14 protein-coding genes and 1 tRNA gene are annotated in these 22,665 nt (G+C 46.2%); 7 read left to right on the forward strand and 8 right to left on the reverse strand.

Features of this window, described 5'->3' with window-relative positions:
* Window positions 1-52: 52 nt before the first annotated feature.
* The gene (locus tag DWZ03_RS11305) at window positions 53-964 is read left to right on the forward strand and encodes a DMT family transporter (protein ID WP_009037165.1); all 912 of its coding nucleotides are present in this window, start codon (window positions 53-55) and stop codon (window positions 962-964) included.
* A 16-nt stretch (window positions 965-980) separates the two neighbouring features.
* Here DWZ03_RS11305 and DWZ03_RS11310 read toward each other — a convergent pair whose 3' ends face one another.
* The 6 genes from DWZ03_RS11310 to DWZ03_RS11335 form a co-directional block, all read right to left on the reverse strand.
* Entirely contained in the window at window positions 981-1,565 is a 585-nt protein-coding gene (locus DWZ03_RS11310) for a Crp/Fnr family transcriptional regulator (RefSeq protein WP_005824006.1), read from the reverse strand.
* 24 nt (window positions 1,566-1,589) lie between these two features.
* Complete coding sequence (gene meaB / locus DWZ03_RS11315) at window positions 1,590-2,693, reverse strand: methylmalonyl Co-A mutase-associated GTPase MeaB (protein WP_005824008.1); 1,104 nt, start codon at window positions 2,691-2,693, stop codon at window positions 1,590-1,592.
* A 49-nt stretch (window positions 2,694-2,742) separates the two neighbouring features.
* The gene (locus tag DWZ03_RS11320) at window positions 2,743-3,816 is read right to left on the reverse strand and encodes a DUF1573 domain-containing protein (RefSeq protein ID WP_005824010.1); all 1,074 of its coding nucleotides are present in this window, start codon (window positions 3,814-3,816) and stop codon (window positions 2,743-2,745) included.
* A gap of 141 nt (window positions 3,817-3,957) precedes the next feature.
* Window positions 3,958-9,855 (reverse strand): alpha-2-macroglobulin family protein, encoded by a 5,898-nt coding sequence (locus DWZ03_RS11325; RefSeq protein ID WP_120130052.1) that lies wholly within the window; start codon window positions 9,853-9,855, stop codon window positions 3,958-3,960.
* 704 nt (window positions 9,856-10,559) lie between these two features.
* Window positions 10,560-12,017 carry an aminoacyl-histidine dipeptidase gene (locus tag DWZ03_RS11330; protein WP_044468032.1) on the reverse strand — a complete coding sequence of 486 codons (1,458 nt, stop codon included), beginning with the start codon at window positions 12,015-12,017 and terminating at the stop codon, window positions 10,560-10,562.
* Between the two features lie 370 nt (window positions 12,018-12,387).
* Complete coding sequence (locus tag DWZ03_RS11335; protein ID WP_005824021.1) at window positions 12,388-13,374, reverse strand: lysylphosphatidylglycerol synthase transmembrane domain-containing protein; 987 nt, start codon at window positions 13,372-13,374, stop codon at window positions 12,388-12,390.
* A 135-nt stretch (window positions 13,375-13,509) separates the two neighbouring features.
* Here DWZ03_RS11335 and rsmA point away from each other — a divergent pair, with 135 nt between their 5' ends.
* The 3 genes from rsmA to DWZ03_RS11350 all read left to right on the forward strand — a co-directional run bounded on the left by rsmA (window position 13,510) and on the right by DWZ03_RS11350 (window position 17,648).
* Window positions 13,510-14,304 (forward strand): 16S rRNA (adenine(1518)-N(6)/adenine(1519)-N(6))-dimethyltransferase RsmA, encoded by a 795-nt coding sequence (gene rsmA / locus DWZ03_RS11340; RefSeq protein WP_005824025.1) that lies wholly within the window; start codon window positions 13,510-13,512, stop codon window positions 14,302-14,304.
* A 26-nt stretch (window positions 14,305-14,330) separates the two neighbouring features.
* Entirely contained in the window at window positions 14,331-15,677 is a 1,347-nt protein-coding gene (gene mgtE, locus DWZ03_RS11345; protein WP_005824027.1) for a magnesium transporter, read from the forward strand.
* Window positions 15,678-15,794: 117 nt separating this feature from the next.
* Window positions 15,795-17,648 (forward strand): DUF349 domain-containing protein, encoded by a 1,854-nt coding sequence (locus tag DWZ03_RS11350; RefSeq protein WP_098032346.1) that lies wholly within the window; start codon window positions 15,795-15,797, stop codon window positions 17,646-17,648.
* An 84-nt stretch (window positions 17,649-17,732) separates the two neighbouring features.
* Here DWZ03_RS11350 and DWZ03_RS11355 read toward each other — a convergent pair whose 3' ends face one another.
* Together DWZ03_RS11355 and DWZ03_RS11360 are read right to left on the reverse strand one after the other, a co-directional pair.
* Window positions 17,733-18,911, reverse strand: a complete 1,179-nt coding sequence (locus DWZ03_RS11355) for a phosphoribosylaminoimidazolecarboxamide formyltransferase (RefSeq protein ID WP_117749184.1) — start codon at window positions 18,909-18,911, stop codon at window positions 17,733-17,735.
* 182 nt (window positions 18,912-19,093) lie between these two features.
* A tRNA-Gln gene (locus tag DWZ03_RS11360) sits at window positions 19,094-19,164 on the reverse strand.
* Between the two features lie 217 nt (window positions 19,165-19,381).
* Here DWZ03_RS11360 and rsfS point away from each other — a divergent pair.
* From rsfS to DWZ03_RS11375, 3 genes are read left to right on the forward strand one after another with little or no spacing between them, the layout of a single operon-like run.
* Complete coding sequence (gene rsfS, locus DWZ03_RS11365) at window positions 19,382-19,741, forward strand: ribosome silencing factor (RefSeq protein ID WP_005824036.1); 360 nt, start codon at window positions 19,382-19,384, stop codon at window positions 19,739-19,741.
* A gap of 9 nt (window positions 19,742-19,750) precedes the next feature.
* A complete protein-coding gene (gene ftsH, locus DWZ03_RS11370; protein ID WP_005824037.1) occupies window positions 19,751-21,763 on the forward strand; it encodes an ATP-dependent zinc metalloprotease FtsH in 2,013 nt (670 codons plus the stop codon).
* Entirely contained in the window at window positions 21,753-22,595 is an 843-nt protein-coding gene (locus DWZ03_RS11375) for a phosphatidate cytidylyltransferase (RefSeq protein WP_005824038.1), read from the forward strand. The genes ftsH and DWZ03_RS11375 overlap by 11 nt, the downstream gene beginning before the upstream one ends.
* The last annotated feature ends 70 nt before the right edge of the window (window positions 22,596-22,665 follow it).

Genomic DNA, 22,665 nt, shown 5'->3' on the forward strand with positions numbered 1-22,665 from the left:
TTCTCTTTTCAGAAAATAGTTGTTCTTTTGCACCCACAAAGAACAAAAGAGTATGAACAAGAACATTCAAGGGCATCTGTTCGCCCTTACCGCAAATATCTTATGGGGCTTGATGGCACCTATAGGCAAGTCAGCTCTGGTAGAGTTTTCCGCGTTGTCAGTAACCACATTCCGCATGGTAGGCGCAGCTGCCTGCTTCTGGCTCCTCTCCTTATTCTGCAAACGCGAACAGGTGGACCACCGGGACATGCTGAAGATATTCTTCGCCGCACTCTTCGCACTGGTATTCAATCAGGGTGTCTATATCTTCGGACTCTCCATGACTTCGCCCATAGACGCCTCCATCGTTACAACCACGCTGCCTATCGTCACCATGATAGTGGCTGCAATCTATCTGAAAGAACCGGTCACCAACAAGAAAGTGCTGGGCATCTTTGTAGGGGCTATGGGAGCATTTATACTCATCATGAGCAGCCAGACCACCGGTGCCGGCAATGGCAGCCTCATCGGAGACCTTCTCTGCCTGCTCGCCCAAATCAGCTTCTCCATTTATCTGACCGTATTCAAGGGGTTGTCGCAAAAATACTCTCCCATCACCCTGAACAAATGGATGTTTGTCTATGCCTCCATGTGCTACATCCCGTTCTCTTACCACGACGTGGCTGCCATACAGTGGAGCGAAATATCTACAGCCGCCCTGCTGCAAGCGGGATATGTGGTTGTGGGAGGAAGCTTCCTTGCCTATATCTTCATAATGAGTGCGCAGAGGCTGTTGCGCCCCACTGTGGTGAGCATGTACAACTACATGCAGCCCATCGTGGCCTCAACCGTTGCCATCATCTTAGGATTGGGAGTGTTCAATTTGGAAAAGGGGATAGCCATAGCCTTGGTATTCCTGGGAGTGTACATCGTGACACAAAGCAAGTCACGCAAGGATTTCGAGAAAGAAGGGAAAGCCGTATAAAACAGCCGTTCCACCGTCACAGTACTCCGGCACGTACCCGGCTCAGAGACTCGGGAGTCATTAACAGATAAGATGCTATGTGATTGACTGAGGCACGCCGGGCTATCTCCGGATAATCCCTGACGAAGCGCGCATACCGCTCGCGTGAGGTTTCGAAACGCCAAGAGTCTGCTTTATATTGGGAAAGCATTAAAGACCCCTCCAATAAATGGCGAAGCAGACGGGCTATATGCAGATAACGCTCAGAGAGTTCGACCAGTCCTGCATACGAAATGCTCCAGATGACGCCTTCCTCCAAGGATTCCAGCTGAAGGCAATTACGGCGTCCGGTGAAAAGGCTGACGATACACATAGCGCCGTCACCGTCGCAGGCAAAGTTCTCTGTAATGTCCCGGCCTTCTTTGAAATAGAACTGGCGAAGCAGTCCTTTCTCTACAAAAACAATATCCCTGGCTATATCTTTCTCACTAATCAACAGTTCTCCTTTGTGCACCTCACGGCGTACAAACAAACCGGCAATGAGCTCCAGCTCCTCAGAAGGGAGTTCATGAAGGCGGCGGGTAAACCGCCGCGCCACTTCCATGTTGTTTTCCTTAGTCATCGATATAGAGAAAGGGATATGCCCCTATTTCTTCAGTTCTGCAAAATAGGTGTCCAGCAAGTTCTTGGCAGCCACAAAAGAAGTCAAGTTGCCCTGTAGCACTTGTTTTTCCTTGCCAGTCAGCATCGCTTCAATCTGCGGATTGTGGTAGAAGCTGTCGCGCAGCTGTTCGTTAATGGTCTCGTACATCCAGTATTTGCTTTGCTCATTGCGGCGGTATTCAAAATAGCCGTTATCTTTCACAAAGTCAATGTATTTGTAGACCATATCCCACACTTCTTTTACACCAAGATTATAGAAACCGGAATAAGTCAGCACTTGGGGTGTCCAACCGCTCTCCGGAGCCGGGAAGAGGTGCAGCGCATTACGGAACTGCGTTGCTGCCAGTCTGGCCCGCTCCAGGTTGTCGCCATCAGCCTTATTAATAACAATGCCATCGGCCATTTCCATGATGCCGCGTTTGATGCCTTGCAACTCATCGCCCGTACCCGCCAGCTGTATCAGCAGGAAGAAGTCTACCATAGAATGTACGGCAGTCTCACTCTGCCCCACCCCTACCGTCTCTACAAATATCTTGTCGAAACCGGCAGCCTCACAAAGCACAATCGTTTCACGCGTCTTGCGTGCCACGCCACCCAGCGAACCGGCAGAGGGACTGGGACGTATAAAGGACTTGGGATGAACGGAGAGCTTCTCCATACGCGTCTTATCACCGAGAATACTGCCTTTGCTGCGTTCGCTGCTCGGGTCAATGGCAAGAACGGCCAACTTGCCGCCGTGTTCCTCCAGTACATGCAAGCCAAATACATCAATAGAGGTACTTTTACCGGCACCGGGCACACCACTGATACCCACACGGACGGAGTTGCCCGAATAGGGCAAACACTTCTCTATCACCTCCTGCGCCACAGCCTGGTGCTCCGGTTTCACACTTTCCACCAGTGTTACAGCCTGGCTGAGTACCGTAACATCACCTTTCACTATACCCTCCACATAGTCTGATACGGAAAGCTCGCGTTTCTTCCGCCTGGGACGGTTCTTCAAGTAAGGATTGACCGATGAAGGTTGCTCAATGCCTGCATTGACAACCAAGCCTTTATATGCTTCATTATTTTCGGGATGTTCCATGGCTATTTGTGAGTTATAAGTTATGAGTTATGAAGGACTTTACGACTTCTTATTGTTTTGCTTTAATGTTGATTTCAACTTTCGGCTGCATCGGGTCATTGGTAATCATCAGCAGACGCAGATGACGGCGCTTCTTGCCTATATTCTTCTTCACTACCGTTACCCGCAGGCGAGTGCTTTCACCGGGTTGCAATACACTCTTCTTGAGGTTAACTCCCACTGCCGGGTGGAATACCTGGAGCTTGTTTATCTGTAAAGGAGAACGCCCGGTATTGGTAATGGTAATATCCTGACGTGCTTTTGACTTCTTTGCCAATATCGCACTCATATCAACTTCTTTGGTAGAAAGGCTGATGGCAGGAGCATTTGCCTTCTCCACTTCCGTCATTCCGGAGAAATCCGGTAAAAGAATGGCAGAAACGGGAATCTCGTTTTCATCGCCCACCTTGTCACCGGAGAAGCGAGAAAGATAGACCGACGTTTGAGTCAGTCCGAGGCCAGTCAGTCTTTCCGAATTCAATGTAAGTGTAATCACTCCTTTTTCTCCCTTTTGCAAGACATTGGGCTCTACTTTTGTCTGCAAATAAGGAGGCAGATGCATCAGTACCGGTTCATAAGGACGGTCGGAAAGATTGACCACGCCGATATGAATCACCGGCTGCTCACCATGCTGAATATCGGGAAAGTCGAGGCTGTTCTTGTCAATACGTATCTGACCGATAAGATAGGGATGCGTCTTGGTAAAGTCCTTGATTTCCTGTACTACTTCACCATTGAACTTCAAATAGACCAGATTGGGTTGCGCATTGCTGTAAATAGCCACGGATTTCTGGAAATGTCCCAATGCCTTGGCATCAAAAGTCACATTCACCGTTCCTTTTGCCCCCGGTGCAATAGGCGTTTTTGTCCACTGGGCCACGGAGCAGGCACAATCCGGCTCCACTTCTGTAAGCACTAAAGGCTGGTCACCCGTATTGGTGATGGTATATTGCACAGTCACGGGATGCTTCCATTCTATCTGGCCGAAACTGTACATCTCTGTATTCGAGGTAAAACGAGCTTGCGCTACAGCAGTCAATACCACACTTGCAAGCACATATAAAGTTATCAATATCCGCTTCATCTATTTTTCTTAATATCAAGATTTCCTAATTCTGCCACTCTCATTCAATATTAGTCGGACAAAAATAGGTGTTTTTAGCGAGAGTACCTAAAATAGCGGAGCGCAATTTGTACAAATTGCGCTCCGCTCCATACTCTATTGTTACTTTATTACAATTATCCCTCCCGCCGAATGCGAAGCATACTCCGGAGCATACGCACACTGTATCGTGGCCAGCCCCGTTTCGTATGTTCCGCCACGGGCTATGCGATAACTGTGCTCTAAGACATAAACGCCTTTGCCCAAATGGTCGAAGAAGAAATTGGTTGCGGCATCTTCCACTTCTGCATAATAACCAAGGCCGTTACTCCAACGATAACCGGAAAGCGAGCCTATAGGTTCAAAGCAGGCACCCCGCTGGTCTTTCAACTGAACAAAATCCATAGTACGGTCCAAGCGGATAGTCAAACGGGCCACTATTTTATCACCGACGGATAATACGGTCCCTTCCGTAACCGGTTGCAAGGACTTGCTACCACCGGCCGATATACGCTCTACATAAAGTTTCTTCTCTACATTCAATTCCCCCCCCTGCTGCTTTACATCAGATATGGGTGACAGATACTGGGCATAAACAGCTCCCCAGGCAATGCCTGCATCCCGTTTCTCTACGGTGACGGTTTTAGCTTTCAGCTCCGGACTTCCTTGAGCGAAGGTTTCCTTGACATAACCCAAACCCGGGATTATGGTCTTTGTAGGCGACAATGTTTCCAAAACTTTGTTACCTAACGTGATACGTACGTCTCCCCGACTTTCCAGCAGATTAGTACCTTGACAAAGCAATGCATAAACAGCATCAGCCGTTGCAACCGGAGAATTCCAACTGGTAGTCTGCTTCTGTTTCAGCAGCCAGAGTTTCATTTCCTCCACCAAAGCATCGTTGCCACCTGCCATACGCAGGGCTTCCATTACTTCCACATGGGCAGGGATGGGCAGCATACCCCAGTTATACGGATTTGCTTGGAAAGCAAAGTATGCACCCAGTTCATCCGTCTGTACCAGATGTTCCTTGAGGGAAGCGATGAATTCATTCGCCTCGGCTGTACGCCCTACTGCTTTCAGGATGATGGCAGACTGCGCCTTGCTGCTCATGGTTCCATCTTTAAGATTGGCACCTACTTTTGATAGGAAATAGCGGTAAGCCGCTTGATTGTCTGCCGGCACTTGTTCGCCGCTAAGGGCTATCAGATACAGATATGTCATTGCCGATTCGGAGTTGGCAGTAATTCTGGCGCCATTTTTTTCGGCTTTACGGATATTGCGATACTCTTCCAAAGCCTGCCGATTCAAATAGCCGAAAGCTTTCTGCCGCATGGCGGCAACTTCTTCAGGCTGTTCATTTTTCGTCAGCAGAGGAAGACGAACAAGTAATTCTGTAATATAGCCAGTTATATAGCGGCTACCGGACATTCCCTTATACCAGCTCCATCCACCGTCTTCACCCTGCAATTCTTTCAATTTGGTAAAAGCGGAAAGATTGCGGTTATTCAGTTGGTTGATATCAAACAGCGTGGCAATACGTGCCTGCTGTTCGGCTTCAGTAGTAGCTTCCAGTACCCACGGAGACTCGCTGAGCAGGATATTCTTCACATCCTGATTCTTCTCCAACTGGCTGAGGAAGGTTTCTTTCGTGCCACCGGCAGCCTTCCAACTGTCAAATACAGTCTTAATGCGGGGCTGGCTGTTGGCAATGAAGCCTGCCAGACTATTGGCATACCAAGCTGTAGCCCAAGAAATGGCATTATCATTGGCAGGCAGGCTCAATGCCGGCAACGCTTGTACAGCATACCAAGCCGGATTCCCGGTAAATTCTACAGTCAGACGACGGTCTGTCGCTGTACGGCTATTACGGTTGAAAAGGCTGTCTAATGAGAACGTACGGGTCTCCTCGCCACGGATAGGCATAGCAAGCGTTTCCGTAATATACTCCTTATTACTTAATACGGGCAACAGATGCTGCTCGCCATCGCTAAACGTACCTCCATCGGCAACCATACGAATACCAAGCAAATCATAGCGGTCGGACACTTCGAAATGGAAGTTGACAGCAGTATTTCTTCCTGCTTCTACCAAGAATTTCTGACGTTGAGTAGCAATAACTTTCTCCGTCATAGGGTCGAACAGTGTGAATACTGCTGTTCCTTTCACCGCTTTACCCGTCAGATTGGCTATTGTTCCGGCTATCTGTGTTTTATCTCCAACGCGGACAAACCGAGGCATATTCGGAGTCAGCATAAACTCCTTGGCAGTTACAACGGAAGCATCCAATATCCCAGTCAGCATATCCTTAGTATGTGAGTAACCACGGAAATTCCAACGAGTCAAGCTCTGCGGCATCGTAAAAGAAAACGCAAGCTCCCCTTGTTCGTTTGTACGAAGTTGAGGATAAAAAAAGGCTGTTTCGGCAAAGTTGGTGCGAAGCCCCTCAATAGGTTGCAAGGCCTCGCCAACCGGTATCGTTTCCGATTCAAAAACAACATCTTCCACCGCGTCTTCCGCTACTTGTGCAGGAACATATTTCACTTCAACGGCATTCCCGGATTCTGCTTTGGAAGCAAGCATCGGCTGGTTGGCACCACGTATTCTAAGATTACCGGTCAAAGAGCTATTCCGGGTAGTCCCATACCCCACAACACTTACTTCTTCCAAAAGCGCATTGTCTTCTACCATCACTATCCGCATCCTTCCATCCATATAAGGAGAACAGAAGTAGTCAAACGACCACACCGGAACCCTCCAAGCCTTCAACGGGAAATAAACGGAGAAGTAATTGCTATTATAACGGCTCGCACCACGGAATGCCCCATACAGATTATCCGGATAGAAAACCCGTAGTATCTGGTTACTCTTATAAATCTTATCCAGTGAAGCGTCGTACATCGTAGCCAACATCTCAGCCGCAGCAGGCATACCTTGAGGCGTCTTTATGACGAGCTTCCACTCTTCTTCCTGTCCGGGACGCAAACGGTCACGGAACACTTCCCATTTCATGTCGAGAGCACGTTCCCGCTCCCGCTTCTTCAGTTCAACCTGATGACTGTACATCTCGCCAGCTTTCACAAAACTGAAAAGAATGGTGATTCCCTTGCCATATGCTTCCTTATAAGGGAATTCCATACGAATAATAGTATCATTCAACTGCAACACACGGCTTTCAATGCGTTTTCTGTCACAAAAGACATCCATCAGCACATATGCATCCCGATAAGAAGTCCCCAAAAGAAAAGCGGCAGGGTACTGTACATCAAATTCCTCATTTTCTTTATAATAAAAGAAATCTGTAAACGCAGCCGGACGCTTGTCACTCTTTGAAAAGAGCATGAAACTGTCACTGCCATATGCCCCATTATTCTCTTCACGTCCCAAACTATCACGTACAGAAAGTTTCAAGCGATAGTTACCTGAAGGAAGCTTGTTCCAAGCCGAAAAATCCTGGAGCCGATTGGCTGTGAAGGTACCCTCCAATACAACATCATCCAAGGGTTCAGAACCTGCAATATTCCTTGCCCCATTTTGTTCTGCAAATGGATAAAGGCAATAGGAACCTTCAATGTGCTGAGGAATATTCATTACATTATTCACTCCAAAAGTGAAAAGCATACTGTCTTCCTTACAAACATATTGAGGCAAGCGAATATCAAAGGAATAAGCCTTAGGACCTGCCAACAAGTTATACGAAGCGGATTGCGTTTCACCGGCCTCATCCGTCACCACCGCCTCCACATGATAAGTATACACACTCCCATACCCGTCTGTATCTACAGCCGGAGCTTCCAAAGTCAAGGGTATGGAAAAATCCCCGTTGGTATCCAATTGTATGGTGTCAGACAATAATGGTTTATCAGCATTGCTCCAATAACCAGGTCTCGGATTCCGGCGAGTCACCGTATATGCCAATGGCACATCCTGCACCATCATGCCATTGAAGGCCTTGACATTTCCTTTCAACACAACCTTGTCACCCAGCCGATAAGCTTCCGAAACCGGAGTGAAGGCAATCTCGAACGTAGGTCGCTTGTACTCCTCTACCCTAAAAGTGACGGTAGATTGAGTCTCTTTGGTTCGTATGCTGAACATGCCATTCAGGCAAGCTGCCGGAAGTACAAACTCCGTAGCAAAAGAGCCGAAATCATTGGTCCGCCCCTTCCTGGTGGCAAGTTCCTTGCGGTTGGCATCCAACAAGACAAGCTCATAATCAACTCCTTGTAGTACCTGGGCGCTATCACTATTCTGCTTGTAAGCTATCCCTTTTACATGAACGGTCTGCCCGGGACGATAAAGCGAACGGTCTGTCAGCAATGCCATCTGCCTCCAATCTGTATCCTTAATACCGTAATAAGGATGATTCATATAAACGTTCTGCGGCATCATGGCTGTGTCTCTGCCTTTACGCGCCACATAACTTCGGATTTCACTCTGCCAGGGTAATACAGCTTTCCCCCCGGCATCAGTCAGTACCTCTGCCATCACTTTTCTATTCTTCTCATCATAAGAAGAGTAGAAACTCACCTTGGCACCAGCAATCGGCTGTCCACTACGGGCATCCAATGTAGCCACTTCCATACGGTTGTCACCCAAATCCAATGTCAGCACCTTGAAGCGGGTAGATACCAGAAATTTATCATCTGTACGGGCCGTTTCAGTATCAGGTACTATTTGAAGAATATAGACTCCCGTTTCCCGAGGAATCATGAACTTAAATACAGTGTCCGAGGCAAGATAAGGGACATCTTCAGGCAATTTATCCTTGCCTGGCAACGGCTTTAAGCCAAAATGCGTGGAAGAAAACTTCCGGGCATACTTTCTATAAGTATCTTTATTTATACCATGGTCCATCCAAGGTACTTCACTTAAAGTAGTGGTATATAAGTTGAGAGTGAAGCCCTCGACATTACGATAATGCAGCCTCATATTCACCGAATCGCCGGGATAACCGCTTTCATTCATAGTCAGAATGAGTTCAGGCTGTAAAATCTGTTCACGGATATTTTTCAACTCATTGATACGCTTATACGCAGGATAGCGCTTCAAGCCTTCTTCACAGACTTTTAGAGCCTCATCAGCGCGTTTCGGTTCCAAACGGCGCAGGTGGTTGGCTTTATGAATGTAAACCTCGGCACAAACCTCTCGTGAACCGTATTCCTTTATCAATTTATCCAAAACCTCAAGATATTCCCGATTAGCCTTTTCCTGACGCATTCGGAAAGTAGGATAAGGCTGCTGGCTGATACCACCGGTCAACTTCCAGTTCCAATAATCAAGACAACAGAGCAACATAGCATCTTCCGAACCGGCACGATGGCGATAAGCATTCATCATATCCAGATAAATCCTTTCGATACGGGTCTGTACCAAAGAATCCACGCTGAAACCATCCAGCTGCCGATAAGCATCAACAGCACGGCTTACCAATAGATGGTACATATCGTGCCCATAGAACCGGCTACCGTCTTCCAACACCACAAAAGGCACATATTGTTCTGCAGATGTATTGAGCAAGCGGATGGAATCCTGCAAGGATGCACGGTTACACCTATCTATTTTATCCACAAACTGGCTGATACTCCACTCACGGATATCTTCTGGAACCTCGTCAACAGTCAGTAAAGTACGTGACAGCAAGACACGGCGATTCTTCCGCATCAAGTCAGCATATTCATATGCCAACAAAGAATGTAGAATAGCCTTGTTCACCAGATTCCTCTCCGATTGTGCCCAAGATTCCATATATTTCAGACTGGAGTAAAGGCTGTCCGGAGTCAGCCCCTCTTGATAAGTCTCCCTACAAATGTAGGCTTTCAACATTTGCGGAGCATTCTGCTCTTGCCGACCTTTCCGATAGATTTCATCAGCCAGTTTTATCACTGTTTGAGGCAGGCTTTTCTTTTGAGCCTGCTCCACCTGCTTCCACAACTTATCGTACGTCTGCGCATACAATGCCGAAGCCCCAAATGTAACCAGCAGCAACAATATGCTACAAATTCTTTGAATTACTCTCATAATTATTCGTTTGTTAGTCTTTGTATTAATAACAAAGGAAGTGAATAAAGTTCAAACAAATGTACTTTTGGACATAAAAAATCTTATTCTACTCCTACAAAAAAACAAGGGATATGTTTTGCAAACATATCCCTTGTGCTATACTTAAATGTTAGTGTACTCACATTTGGAGGCTATAATATCTCATTGCCTCCATCCAATTCTTACCAGCTGCGGTAAGAATGTGCTTAAATGAATTTGCAATCTTCTTTTTCATAATCTTAAAAAATTAAACTAATACCTGAAAACTAAAATTCAATACTTCACGAAAGGGGGGGGGAATGCTTAAAGCATTACGTAACCCCAAATGTTCTTATCGGCTTCGCCGACATGCTTAAAAAAACTCTTTAACATTTTCATTTTGTTATCCTCCTAAAATCAATCTTGTTATCCTTAAAAAATCTACTAGTTTTCTATTGTTTTCATGTTTTACAACACAAAAATAGAGCCTTTGTTCAAGATAACAAGCAAAAAACAGATAGAAAACATGTTTTATAACATATTTCTTGACTTAGGTCAATTTTTAGGGAGAAAGTGCAAGGATATTGACATACCATTGTAATAAGTCTGGGACATTCTGGCAGAAAGAGGACAAACTGTCACAGACAAAAAAGGCAGGATACTTAATAAAGCACCCTGCCCCTATTCATTACATAAAGTATTCTCTACTTTTCAGGAGTCTGCTCCAATGTAGCCACCAAGAAATCATAGAACTTGGAAACAGTAGGAATTAACGCACGCTCGTCCGGTGAATGCGGAGAACGCAAAGTGGGACCGAAAGAAATCATATCGAGTCCTGGACAATTGGCACCAATAATACCGCATTCCAAACCTGCATGAATAACCTTCACGGCAGGTTCCACACCAAACTGCTGCTTATAGGACAGCTTCATGGCATGCAGTATAGGAGAATCCACATTAGGCTGCCATCCAGAATAGCCACCACTCAATTCCACCTTCATACCTGCCATAGCGAAACAAGCTGTCAGGCTGTCTGCCAGGAAATCCTTCATCGTATCGCAAGAACTACGCGCCAAAATACGAACTTCGGCCTTACCGTCTGCAATGATTACGATAGCCAAATTGGAGGAAGTTTCTACAGTATCGGGAACAGTAGGAATCATACGCATCACACCATTCTGGCAAGCCATCAACACGTTAATCATATTATCCTGGATTTCTGAAGGAACAACGGCAGTGGGTAGAGTTACCTCTTCTATACTCAGGGTAATACCACTTTCAATCGGAGCATATTCGTCATTCAGTTGTGCCTCGTATTCCTTCATATAATCTTCCAAACCGTCCATATCCTCAGGATTGAACACCAATACCGCATGTGCTTCGCGAGGGATAGCATTACGCATATTACCACCTTCAAAACTTGCCAGCTGGGAGTCAAACTCAATCAGCAAATCATGTACGATGCGTGCCAGCAATTTATTGGCATTACCGCGCCCTTCATTGATTTCCAAACCGGAGTGACCGCCACGCAAACCTTGCAGCGTAATCTTACGAGCAACGAAATCGGCCATAGGCGTCTCCTCCTTATATTCCAAAGTAGCAGTAATATCAAGACCACCGGCACAGCCGATATAGAGTTCGCCTTCGTCCTCAGAATCAAGGTTCAGCAGAATTTCCCCTTGCATAGTTCCGGGTTTCAAACCGAATGCACCATACATTCCCGTTTCTTCATCCTTGGTTATCAGAGCTTCCAATGGGCCATGCTTCAAGTTATTATCTTCGAGCACCGCCATAATGGCAGCTACTCCCAAACCATTATCTGCTCCCAGCGTGGTTCCTTTGGCTTTCACCCAATCACCGTCAACATAGGTTTCAATGGGATCTGTTGTAAAATCGTGAATAGTATCGTTGTTCTTCTGAGGCACCATGTCCATATGCGCCTGAAGGATGATGCCTTTGCGGTTTTCCATACCCGGAGTGGCAGGCTTACGAATAATAACATTGCCGACCCCGTCGGCAAATGATTCCAACCCCAAGCCTTTTCCAAAATCAATAAGGAATTTGGTAATCTTCTCCATATGTCCTGACGGACGGGGAATCTGGGTCAGTGAATAAAAGTGCTTCCATACATTCTGTGGAGCTAACTGTAAGATTGTACTCATAATTCTAAAAAGTTAGTTTTCGCAAATATAACGGTTTATTCTCGGAAAGTACAATAAACCGGGATTTTTCTAAAGTACTAAATCATCAGCTATCTTAAACATGGCTTTTACATCTTCACATATTGCGATAGAACATCTGCACCTAATATAGCTACCATATTTAGGAATTTCTCCCACTTCTATATCCAAGCAACAATATCGTTTAAAGAAACCAATCTTCCAACAACCTTTAGGTTTCAGTACTTATAAGGAAGTACTGAAGTACTTGCAAAGAAGTATTACAGTACTTTTAAAGGAGTACTCTCTATAAGTACTGTCTCTGTCCTCTAACACAAGAAGTGACAATATAGGAACCCACCACAAGAAACGTCTATTTCTTTGCCCTATTCGCCAACGCCAGGTGCAACGACCCGTAGATGCCCAACACTATCACCAGCAACGTCTGTATGCCATGCACTATCAGAGCAAATATACCCGCATCCGTAGCATTTACCCCATAAAGCATCATCATAGTGATGACAGCAAAGTGCCAGGGTCCTGCCCCGTTGGGCGTGGGAACAATGACTGCAAACGTTCCGCCGACAAACATCACCAGTCCGGCAAGGAAACTAAGGTGCTCCGTAAACTGGAAGCAATAGAAAGTTATATAGAAATGATAGAAATAGCATAGCCAAATAAGTAAAGTGTAAAGAACAAACAAAGGCACATTCTTCACATTCTTAAGTGACATCACACCTTCCCATATATTCAAGACTACTCCCTTTACCTTTTCAAAAAAAGAGAGCATACGCAACAGAAAATAGAGAAGTACCAAAACACCAATAATAGAAAAAAGAGCCACATAAAACCAAGGGGAAGTCACAAGATGCACCAGCGAAGGAATCTTGGTGCCCGTCTCCTCGAAAAAACGGAAAAAGACAGGCATCTGCGCCAAAAAAGTAATCCCCGTAATCAGCAGAATGCAAAGCGTATCTACCAACCGCTCCGTCACCACCGTCCCCAGGGACTTTGCAAAGGAAACATTATCATATTTGGCAAGTACTCCACAACGCGAAACCTCTCCCACACGGGGCAGTACCAGATTGGTGGCATAAGATACAAAAATGGCATCAACGCAATCGCTTGTTTTGGGATGAGCATCCAGCGGCTCCAAAGTCTGCTTCCAACGCCAGCCTCGTAACACATGGCTCATCACACCGAAGAACAAGGACAACAACATCCACCACCAGTTCGTCTGATGAAGGAGAACTTCTTCTGCCTTTGAAAAGTCAAAATCACGATATACCCAATAGAGGATAAAACCACCCAATAAAATGGGTAAGATGATTTTCAACGTCTTTTTTAGCAGCTTATTCATACGATATTCCCAAATTCTTCATTCTTCATTCTTCATTCTTCATTGAAAAGAACTACCTTTGCTCCGTGTAAAGATAGGTTGTTGTTCACACTACAGCCTACGTTTACGGAGCAAAAGTAATGATTTAGTTGATACATGAGAGTAGTTAAACCTAAAAAGTTTCTCGGGCAACACTTCCTGAAAGACCTGAAAGTGGCACAAGACATCGCCGACACGGTAGATGTCTGTCCCGAAATTCCCATCCTCGAAGTTGGTCCGGGAATGGGAGTACTGACCCAGTTTCTTCTGCCCAAAGAGCGCAACGTCAAAGTAGTAGAACTGGACTACGAGTCAGTGGCCTACCTACGGGAAGCCTATCCGCAACTGGAAGACAACATTATTGAGGACGACTTCCTCAAAATGAACCTGCAACGGTTGTTTGGCGGGCAACCTTTTGTGCTGACGGGAAACTATCCTTATAATATCTCCAGCCAGATATTCTTCAAAATGCTGGAATATAAGGATCTGATTCCCTGCTGTACGGGTATGATACAAAAGGAAGTAGCCGAGCGCATAGCCGCCGGGCCGGGCAGCAAGACATACGGAATCCTAAGTGTACTGATACAAGCATGGTACAAAGTGGAGTACTTGTTTACGGTACACGAACATGTCTTCAACCCGCCCCCAAAAGTTAAAAGTGCCGTCATCTGCATGATGCGCAATGAAACGCACGATTTAGGCTGCGACGAGAAATTGTTCAAGCAAGTAGTGAAAACCACGTTCAACCAACGACGCAAGACTCTGCGGAACTCCATAAAACCGATACTCGGCAAAGACTGTCCACTGACGGAGGACGTATTATTTAATAAACGCCCGGAACAACTGTCCGTACAGGAATTTATTCAGCTGACCAACCAAGTGGAACAGGCATTGAGAACGATTAATGATTAATGGCTAGTGATTAAACACGAACAATCATGGAAATAGACGAAGAATACATAGACAAAGTCAAAAGCCTGATAGAACAGAAAGACGCGGAAAACGTCAAAACACTTTTGACCGATCTTCACCCGGCGGATATTGCAGAACTGTGCAATGACCTCGGCTTGGAGGAAGCCCGCTTCGTTTACCGCCTCCTTGACAACGAAACGGCAGCGGACGTACTGGTTGAAATGGACGAAGACATCCGGAAAGAATTCCTGGAACTTCTTCCTTCGGAGACCATTGCCAAGCGTTTCGTGGATTATATGGACACGGACGATGCCGTAGACCTGATGCGCGAACTTGATGAAGACAAGCAGGAGGAAGTACTTTCGCACATCGAAGATATAGAACAAGCCGGTGACATCGTTGACCTGCTGAAATATGATGAAGACACTGCCGGTGGTTTGATGGGTACGGAAATGGTGACTGTCAATGAAAACTGGAGTATGCCGGAGTGCCTGAAGGAAATGCGCCTGCAAGCTGAAAAGCTGGATGAAATTTACTACGTATACGTCATCGACGACGAAGACCGTCTGCAAGGGGTATTCCCATTGAAGAAAATGATAACTTCCCCTTCTGTCTCCAAGGTAAAGCATGTGATGCGGAAAGATCCTATCTCCGTCCATGTAGATACCCCCATTGACGAAGTGGTACAAATCATCGAAAAGTATGACTTGGTGGCAGCTCCTGTTGTAGACAGTATCGGGCGTCTGGTAGGCCAGATTACCGTAGACGACGTCATGGACGAAGTCCGCGAACAGTCGGAACGTGATTACCAGTTGGCATCCGGTTTGTCCCAAGATGTAGAAACGGACGATAATGTCATGCGCCAGACTTCTGCCCGCCTTCCATGGTTACTTATCGGTATGTTAGGTGGTATAGGCAACTCCATGATATTGGGTAACTTCGACACGACTTTCGCCGCCCATCCGGAAATGGCCCTTTATATTCCGTTGATTGGTGGTACGGGGGGAAACGTGGGAACCCAGTCGTCTGCCATCATCGTGCAAGGCCTTGCCAACAGCTCACTGGATGCCAAAGACACCTTCAAGCAGGTAGCCAAGGAAGCAGTAGTGGCGGTCATCAATGCCACCATCATCTCCCTGCTGGTATACATCTATAATTTTATCCGGTTCGGAGCTACGGCTACGGTCACTTATTCCGTCTCCATCAGCCTCTTTGCAGTCGTCATGTTCGCCTCCATCTTCGGAACGCTAGTCCCCATGACTTTAGAGAAACTGAAGGTTGACCCGGCCATTGCCACCGGCCCGTTTATCTCCATTACCAATGACATTATAGGCATGATGCTGTACATGGGTATCACTGTCTTACTGTCATAAAAACAAGAAAATAGAAAAAAATCAAGGCAAATTGTATGAAGTAATCATTTTATTTCATTAATTTGTAGCCTAATGTAACCCGAACGGGAGGAACCCGTTTCTAAAAAAGTAAATACAATGACGGACACTCATGACACTAATCTCCCCGAAAAGCCGGTGGAATTAGAAGAAGAAAAGAAGGCAGCAGAGGTTTCTGAACCGGCAACAACAGAAACTCCCGCTGAAGAAATCGTTTCGGAAAAGCCGGTAGAGCCAGTTCAGAAGCTCACGAAAGAGGAAATACTTGCCAAACTCAAAGAGGTGGTTGCAGACGTGGAGAACGTGGCAAAACCTGAAATAGACGGTTTGAAGCAATCTTTCTACAAGCTGCACAATGCTGAGCAGGATGCGGCCAGAAAACTGTTCATTGAAAACGGAGGCGCCGCGGAGAACTTTGTTCCACAAACAGACTGTGTGGAGGAAGAGTTCAAGAATATCATGTCCGTCATCAAAGAAAAAAGAAGTGCACTCACAGCCGAACTGGAGAAGCAAAAGGAAATGAACCTGCAGGTAAAGCTTTCCATCATCGAAGAGCTGAAGGAGCTGGTTGAATCTCCAGATGACGCCAACAAGAGCTATACGGAGTTCAAGAAACTACAGCAGCAATGGAACGAAGTTAAACTCGTTCCGCAAGCTAAGGTCAACGAGCTTTGGAAAAACTACCAATTGTATGTTGAGAAATTCTATGACCTTCTGAAACTGAACAATGAATTCCGCGAATACGATTTCAAGAAGAATTTGGAAATCAAGACACATCTCTGTGAAGCTGCCGAAAAGCTGGCGGATGAAGCGGATGTAGTTTCAGCTTTCCATCAGTTACAGAAGCTACATCAAGAATTTCGTGATACAGGGCCGGTAGCCAAGGAACTACGCGACGAAATCTGGGCACGTTTCAAAGCTGCCTCTACAACCGTAAACCGACGTCACCAGCAACATTTCGAAGCGTTGAAGGAAGTGGAACAACACAATCTTGACCAAAAGACCGTAATTTGCGAAATCATAGAAGCCATCGACTACAAAGAACTGACAAACTTTGCTTCTTGGGAGAGCAAAACGCAAGAAGTCATCGCACTTCAAAACAAATGGAAGACCATCGGTTTCGCTCCGCAAAAAATGAACGTGAAGATTTTCGAACGTTTCCGCAAAGCGTGCGACGAGTTCTTCCGTAAAAAGGGAGAGTTCTTCAAGACCCTGAAGGAAGGTATGAACGAAAACCTGGAAAAGAAGCGTGCCTTGTGCGAAAAAGCAGAAGCTCTTAAGGACAGTACCGACTGGAAAGTAACTGCCGATGAACTGACCAAACTTCAGAAAGAATGGAAAACCATCGGTCCGGTAGCAAAGAAATATTCGGATGCCGTATGGAAACGTTTCATCTCCGCTTGTGACTACTTCTTCGAACAAAAGAACAAAGCCACTTCTTCACAGCGCAGCGTAGAGCAGGAAAATCTGGAAAAGAAAAAAAACATCATCGAGAAACTGAATGCTATCGATGACCAAATGGATACGGAGGAAGCTACCCAACTGGTACGCGACCTCATGAAAGAATGGAACGGCGTAGGACATGTACCTTTCAAAGAGAAAGACCGAATCTATAAGCAATACCATAGTCAGATAGACAAATTGTTTGAACGCTTCAACATCAGTGCCTCCAACAAGAAGCTAAGCAATTTCAAGTCGACTATCAGCTCCATTCAGGAAGGTAGTCCACAAGCCCTTTACCGGGAACGTGAGAAGCTGGTACGTGCCTTCGACAATATGAAGAACGAGCTCCAGACATATGAAAACAATCTCGGCTTCCTGACCACTTCTTCCAAGAAGGGAAATAGTCTGCTGACAGAAATCAACCGCAAGGTGGAAAAGCTGAAAGCAGACATCGAGCTTGTGAAAGAAAAGATAAAAGTGGTGGACGAGAACATCAAAAACCAAGGATAACGTAACAAGATAAGACTTAATAAAAAAGGAACCCGCCCCTACAGCTATGCAGCCGTGGGGGCGGGCCTACTTTTATACCCCTTATCAATGATGGAACAGACGGATACCCGTGAACGACATGGCAATGCCATATTTATCGCAAGTTTCAATCACATGGTCATCGCGTACAGAACCACCCGCTTGGGCAATGTAATCTACTCCACTCTTATGGGCACGCTCAATATTGTCTCCAAAAGGGAAGAATGCATCCGAACCCAAAGAAACACCTTTCAATGTATCCAACCAAGCCCGTTTTTCTTCACGGGTCAGCACTTCAGGTTTCTCCGTAAAGAACTGCTGCCAAACACCGTTAGCCAGCACATCGTCATGGTCTTCACTGATATAGACATCAATCGTATTATCACGGTCGGCACGGCGGATTTTCTCTACCCATGGCAAATTCAACACCTTCGGATGCTGGCGTAAATGCCAAATGTCGGCCTTGTTGCCCGCCAAGCGAGTACAGTGGATACGGCTCTGCTGGCCGGCACCAATACCGATAGCCTGACCGTCCTTCACATAGCATACAGAATTCGACTGCGTATATTTCAAAGTGATAAGGGCTATCATCAAATCACGTTTCGCTGCTTCCGGGAAATTCTTATTCCGAGTAGGAATATTCGCAAAGAGTTCATCTCCATTCAGCTTTATCTCATTACGTCCCTGCTCAAACGTGATACCAAAGACATCCTTATGTTCAATCGGGGCAGGCTTATAGCCGGGACTTATCTGAATCACATTGTAAGTTCCTTTACGCTTTTCCCTCAAGATAGCCAGTGCTTCGTCCGTATACCCCGGAGCAATAACGCCATCCGAGACCTCGCGGTTAATAAAACGTGCAGTAGCCTCGTCGCACACATCACTCAAAGCGATAAAGTCACCATAGGAAGACATACGGTCGGCACCGCGGGCACGCACATATGCGCAAGCAAGCGGAGAGAGCGGAAGATTATCCACAAAATAAATCTTCTTCATTGTCTCGTTGAGTTCCAAGCCGATGGCGGCACCCGCCGGACTGACGTGTTTGAATGAAGTTGCAGCAGGCATACCGGTCGCCTCTTTCAGTTCCTTTACCAACTGCCATCCATTCAAGGCATCCATAAAATTAATATACCCCGGACGTCCATTCAAAACCTCAATAGGTAACTCCCCCTCCTGCATGAAAATGCGAGCCGGCTTCTGGTTAGGGTTACAGCCGTACTTCAGTGCTAATTCTTTTGCCATAAAATTCTGCTTTAATGTTGAAATGCTACAAATTTACAGAATATTTCCGGCTTACAGAAGCCTTGTCACTGAATTTGCCACCGAATGCCTACACTGAAATTTTCGTACATGGTCGAAAAGCAACAAAAAACCACTAAAACTTGCGATTTTAGTGGTTTTTTGACTTAAATAAGGTAAGTTCGTTGGGCTACCTGGATTCGAACCAGGAATGACAGGACCAGAATCTGTAGTGTTACCATTACACCATAGCCCAATTGTTATTATTTCCGTTTTGCGGTTGCAAAGATACAAAGATTTCTATAAATCAAAACAAAAACGAGTATTTTTTTCGCAAAAAACTGATAAGATACCGTAATCCAAAGGATTATATAACTAAAAAAAATCAAAAATTGAAAGAGTTTTCCTCTTTTGCGTGTTTGATATGAGAAATCAACGTATATTTGTCAACTGTTTTAATATAATAATGTATAATGAACGAAACGAAGAAACTGATTCAACAGATAACAGAAGGTATTCAAGATAAAAAAGGAAAAAAAATCGTCATCGCAGATCTGACAAAAATCGACGATACAATATGCAATTATTTCGTCATCTGCCAAGGAAACTCTCCCAGCCAAGTGACAGCCATTGTAGAATCCATCAGGGACTTCACACGCAAGGGTGCCGATACCAAGCCCTTTGCCGTAGACGGGCTGCGCAATGCCGAATGGGTAGCTATGGACTACTCGGACATATTGGTGCATGTCTTCCTGCCTGAAACAAGGGAATTCTACAATCTGGAGCACCTATGGGCAGACGCCAAATTAACTCAAATTCCTGACCTCGATTAATCAAAACGTATGGACAATAATACCAACAAGAAACCCAATAAAGTGAATATGCCCAAGTTCAACCTGAACTGGCTGTATATGATTATAGCGATGATGTTGCTGGGGTTGTACCTGACCAATGAAAGTGGTACGGCAACTAAAAACATCTCTTATGATGAATTCCAGCAATATGTACGAGACGGTTATATAAGCAAAGTCATCGGCTACGACGACAATTCCGTCGAAGCATACGTCAAACCCCAGCACGTAGGAAACGTATTTCGTCAGGACTCCAGCCGCGTAGGCAAGAATCCGCTTATTACGACCGAGGCCCCCTCACGCGAGAGCCTAGGTAATTTCCTGCAAAAGGAAAGAGACGACGCCCACTTTGACGGCTCCATTAACTACGAAAAAAAGCGGAACTACTTCGGTGCCATTTTGTGGCAGATTCTCCCCTTTGCATTCCTTATCGGTTTCTGGATTTTCATGTCCCGCCGCATGAGCGGTGGTGGAGGCATGGGCGGAGGTGGAGGCATCTTCAGCGTAGGAAAGTCCAAGGCCCAATTGTTTGAAAAAGGTTCCCCCATCAAGATTACATTCAAGGATGTGGCAGGACTTGCTGAAGCCAAGCAAGAGGTAGAAGAAATTGTCGAGTTCTTGAAAGAGCCCCAGAAATATACCGATTTGGGAGGTAAGATACCCAAGGGCGCCTTGCTGGTAGGCCCTCCGGGAACAGGAAAGACCCTGCTTGCAAAGGCTGTGGCCGGAGAAGCCAACGTACCTTTCTTCTCTTTGGCAGGTTCCGACTTTGTGGAAATGTTTGTCGGCGTGGGTGCTTCCCGTGTCCGCGATTTGTTCCGCCAAGCAAAGGAAAAAGCGCCTTGTATCGTGTTCATCGACGAGATTGACGCTGTAGGGCGTGCCCGTGCCAAAGCAGCTGCTATGGGTGGCAACGACGAGCGCGAGAACACATTGAACCAGTTACTGACCGAGATGGACGGTTTCGGCTCCAATAGTGGTGTTATCATCTTAGCCGCCACCAACCGTGTGGACGTTTTGGATAAGGCATTGCTGCGCGCCGGACGTTTTGACCGCCAGATACATGTAGACCTACCCGACCTTAATGAGCGTAAGGAAGTATTCGGTGTACACCTGCGCCCCATCAAGATAGACAATAGTGTGGATGTAGACCTTCTGGCACGCCAGACTCCCGGATTCTCGGGGGCAGACATTGCCAATGTATGTAACGAAGCAGCTTTGATAGCTGCCCGCCACGGCAAAAAGTTTGTCGGAAAGCAAGACTTTCTGGACGCCGTAGACCGTATTGTGGGTGGGTTGGAAAAGAAAACCAAAATCACTACCGAGGCCGAACGCCGTTCCATTGCCATACACGAAGCCGGCCATGCCAGTATCTCCTGGTTACTGGAATACGCCAATCCACTGATTAAAGTAACCATTGTACCCCGTGGACGTGCTTTGGGCGCGGCTTGGTATCTGCCGGAAGAACGGCAAATCACCACCAAGGAACAGATGCTCGATGAGATGTGTGCCACCTTGGGAGGACGTGCCGCCGAAGACCTATTCTTAGGTAGAATATCCACCGGAGCCATGAATGACTTGGAACGCGTGACCAAGCAGGCGTACGGTATGATTGCCTATCTGGGTATGAGCGAAAAACTCCCCAACCTCTGCTACTATAATAATGAGGAATATTCCTTCAACCGCCCGTATAGCGAAAAGACTGCAGAATTGATTGACGAAGAAGTGAAGCAGATGGTTAATGAACAGTACGAACGTGCCAAGAAAATATTGTCCGAAAACCAAGAAGGGCACAACCGGCTGGCACAACTGCTGATTGACAAAGAAGTAATCTTTGCCGAAGACGTTGAACACATCTTTGGGAAACGTCCATGGGCTTCCCGTTCGGAAGAAATCAGTGCAAACAAGACTGCTGCCGAGCTGAAAAAAGCGGAGCAAGAAGAAGAGCAAAAAGCCATAGAAGCAGAAAAGGAAGTTAAGGAAGAAGAAAAGCATGAAAAATAACTTTATCCAACGTGCCGTTACCGGCGTGTTATTCGTCATAGTATTGGTGGGCTGTATTCTTTACAGCCCCCTTTCGTTCGGTATACTGTTCACCATTATCAGCGCACTGAGCGTACATGAGTTTGCCCAATTAGTCAGCAAGAGCGGCGAAGTAAGCATAAACAAGACCATCACTGCATTGGGGGGAGCCTACCTTTTCCTTGCATTGATGAGTTTCTGTACCCAGCAGTCTGTAGGAGCACGAGTATTCCTTCCTTATTTGGGACTATTGCTCTACATGATGATTACGGAACTTTACCTCAAGAAAAAGAATCCGACGGGTAACTGGGCCTACTCCATGCTAAGCCAATTGTACGTGGCACTCCCCTTTGCCCTGCTGAACGTACTTGCTTTTCAGAATTCCCCGGAAACGAGCAGTGTGACCTACAACCCTATTCTACCGCTTTCCATTTTCGTATTTATCTGGTTGAGCGATACAGGTGCCTATTGCGTAGGTTCGCTGATAGGCAAACACCGTCTGTTCGAACGTATCTCACCTAAAAAATCCTGGGAGGGCAGCATCGGCGGCGGAATATTCTCCATCGCTTCCTCTCTTGGCTTTGCACATTTCTTTCCTTTTATGCCAGGATGGCAATGGGTAGGTCTGGCAATCGTTGTCGTCATTTTCGGCACTTGGGGCGATCTGACCGAATCACTCATGAAACGCCAATTGGGCATCAAGGATTCCGGTAACATTCTGCCGGGGCATGGAGGAATGCTCGACCGTTTCGACAGTGCCCTGATGGCAATTCCCGCAGCAGTCGTTTATCTATATGCCTTGACGATGTTCTAACGACAGTTCACATGACCAAACTTACATAAAACAGATATAAAAAGAGCACCCGGGCAAGATGGATGACATC

The sequence above is a fragment of the Bacteroides sp. AF29-11 genome (assembly GCF_003602895.1).
In the GTDB taxonomy this organism is placed as follows: domain Bacteria; phylum Bacteroidota; class Bacteroidia; order Bacteroidales; family Bacteroidaceae; genus Bacteroides; species Bacteroides uniformis.

Bases quoted from the DNA above. Each gene is read 5' to 3' on its own strand.
- DWZ03_RS11330 (WP_044468032.1), bottom strand. From the start codon at position 12,017: ATGAGTACAATCTTACAGTTAGCTCCACAGAATGTATGGAAGCACTTT.
- mgtE (WP_005824027.1), top strand. From the start codon at position 14,331: ATGGAAATAGACGAAGAATACATAGACAAAGTCAAAAGCCTGATAGAA.
- DWZ03_RS11320 (WP_005824010.1), bottom strand. From the start codon at position 3,816: ATGAAGCGGATATTGATAACTTTATATGTGCTTGCAAGTGTGGTATTG.
- DWZ03_RS11305 (WP_009037165.1), top strand. From the start codon at position 53: ATGAACAAGAACATTCAAGGGCATCTGTTCGCCCTTACCGCAAATATC.
- DWZ03_RS11355 (WP_117749184.1), bottom strand. From the start codon at position 18,911: ATGGCAAAAGAATTAGCACTGAAGTACGGCTGTAACCCTAACCAGAAG.
- DWZ03_RS11335 (WP_005824021.1), bottom strand. From the start codon at position 13,374: ATGAATAAGCTGCTAAAAAAGACGTTGAAAATCATCTTACCCATTTTA.
- DWZ03_RS11310 (WP_005824006.1), bottom strand. From the start codon at position 1,565: ATGACTAAGGAAAACAACATGGAAGTGGCGCGGCGGTTTACCCGCCGC.
- DWZ03_RS11350 (WP_098032346.1), top strand. From the start codon at position 15,795: ATGACGGACACTCATGACACTAATCTCCCCGAAAAGCCGGTGGAATTA.
- DWZ03_RS11325 (WP_120130052.1), bottom strand. From the start codon at position 9,855: ATGAGAGTAATTCAAAGAATTTGTAGCATATTGTTGCTGCTGGTTACA.
- meaB (WP_005824008.1), bottom strand. From the start codon at position 2,693: ATGGAACATCCCGAAAATAATGAAGCATATAAAGGCTTGGTTGTCAAT.
- rsmA (WP_005824025.1), top strand. From the start codon at position 13,510: ATGAGAGTAGTTAAACCTAAAAAGTTTCTCGGGCAACACTTCCTGAAA.
- rsfS (WP_005824036.1), top strand. From the start codon at position 19,382: ATGAACGAAACGAAGAAACTGATTCAACAGATAACAGAAGGTATTCAA.
- ftsH (WP_005824037.1), top strand. From the start codon at position 19,751: ATGGACAATAATACCAACAAGAAACCCAATAAAGTGAATATGCCCAAG.
- DWZ03_RS11375 (WP_005824038.1), top strand. From the start codon at position 21,753: ATGAAAAATAACTTTATCCAACGTGCCGTTACCGGCGTGTTATTCGTC.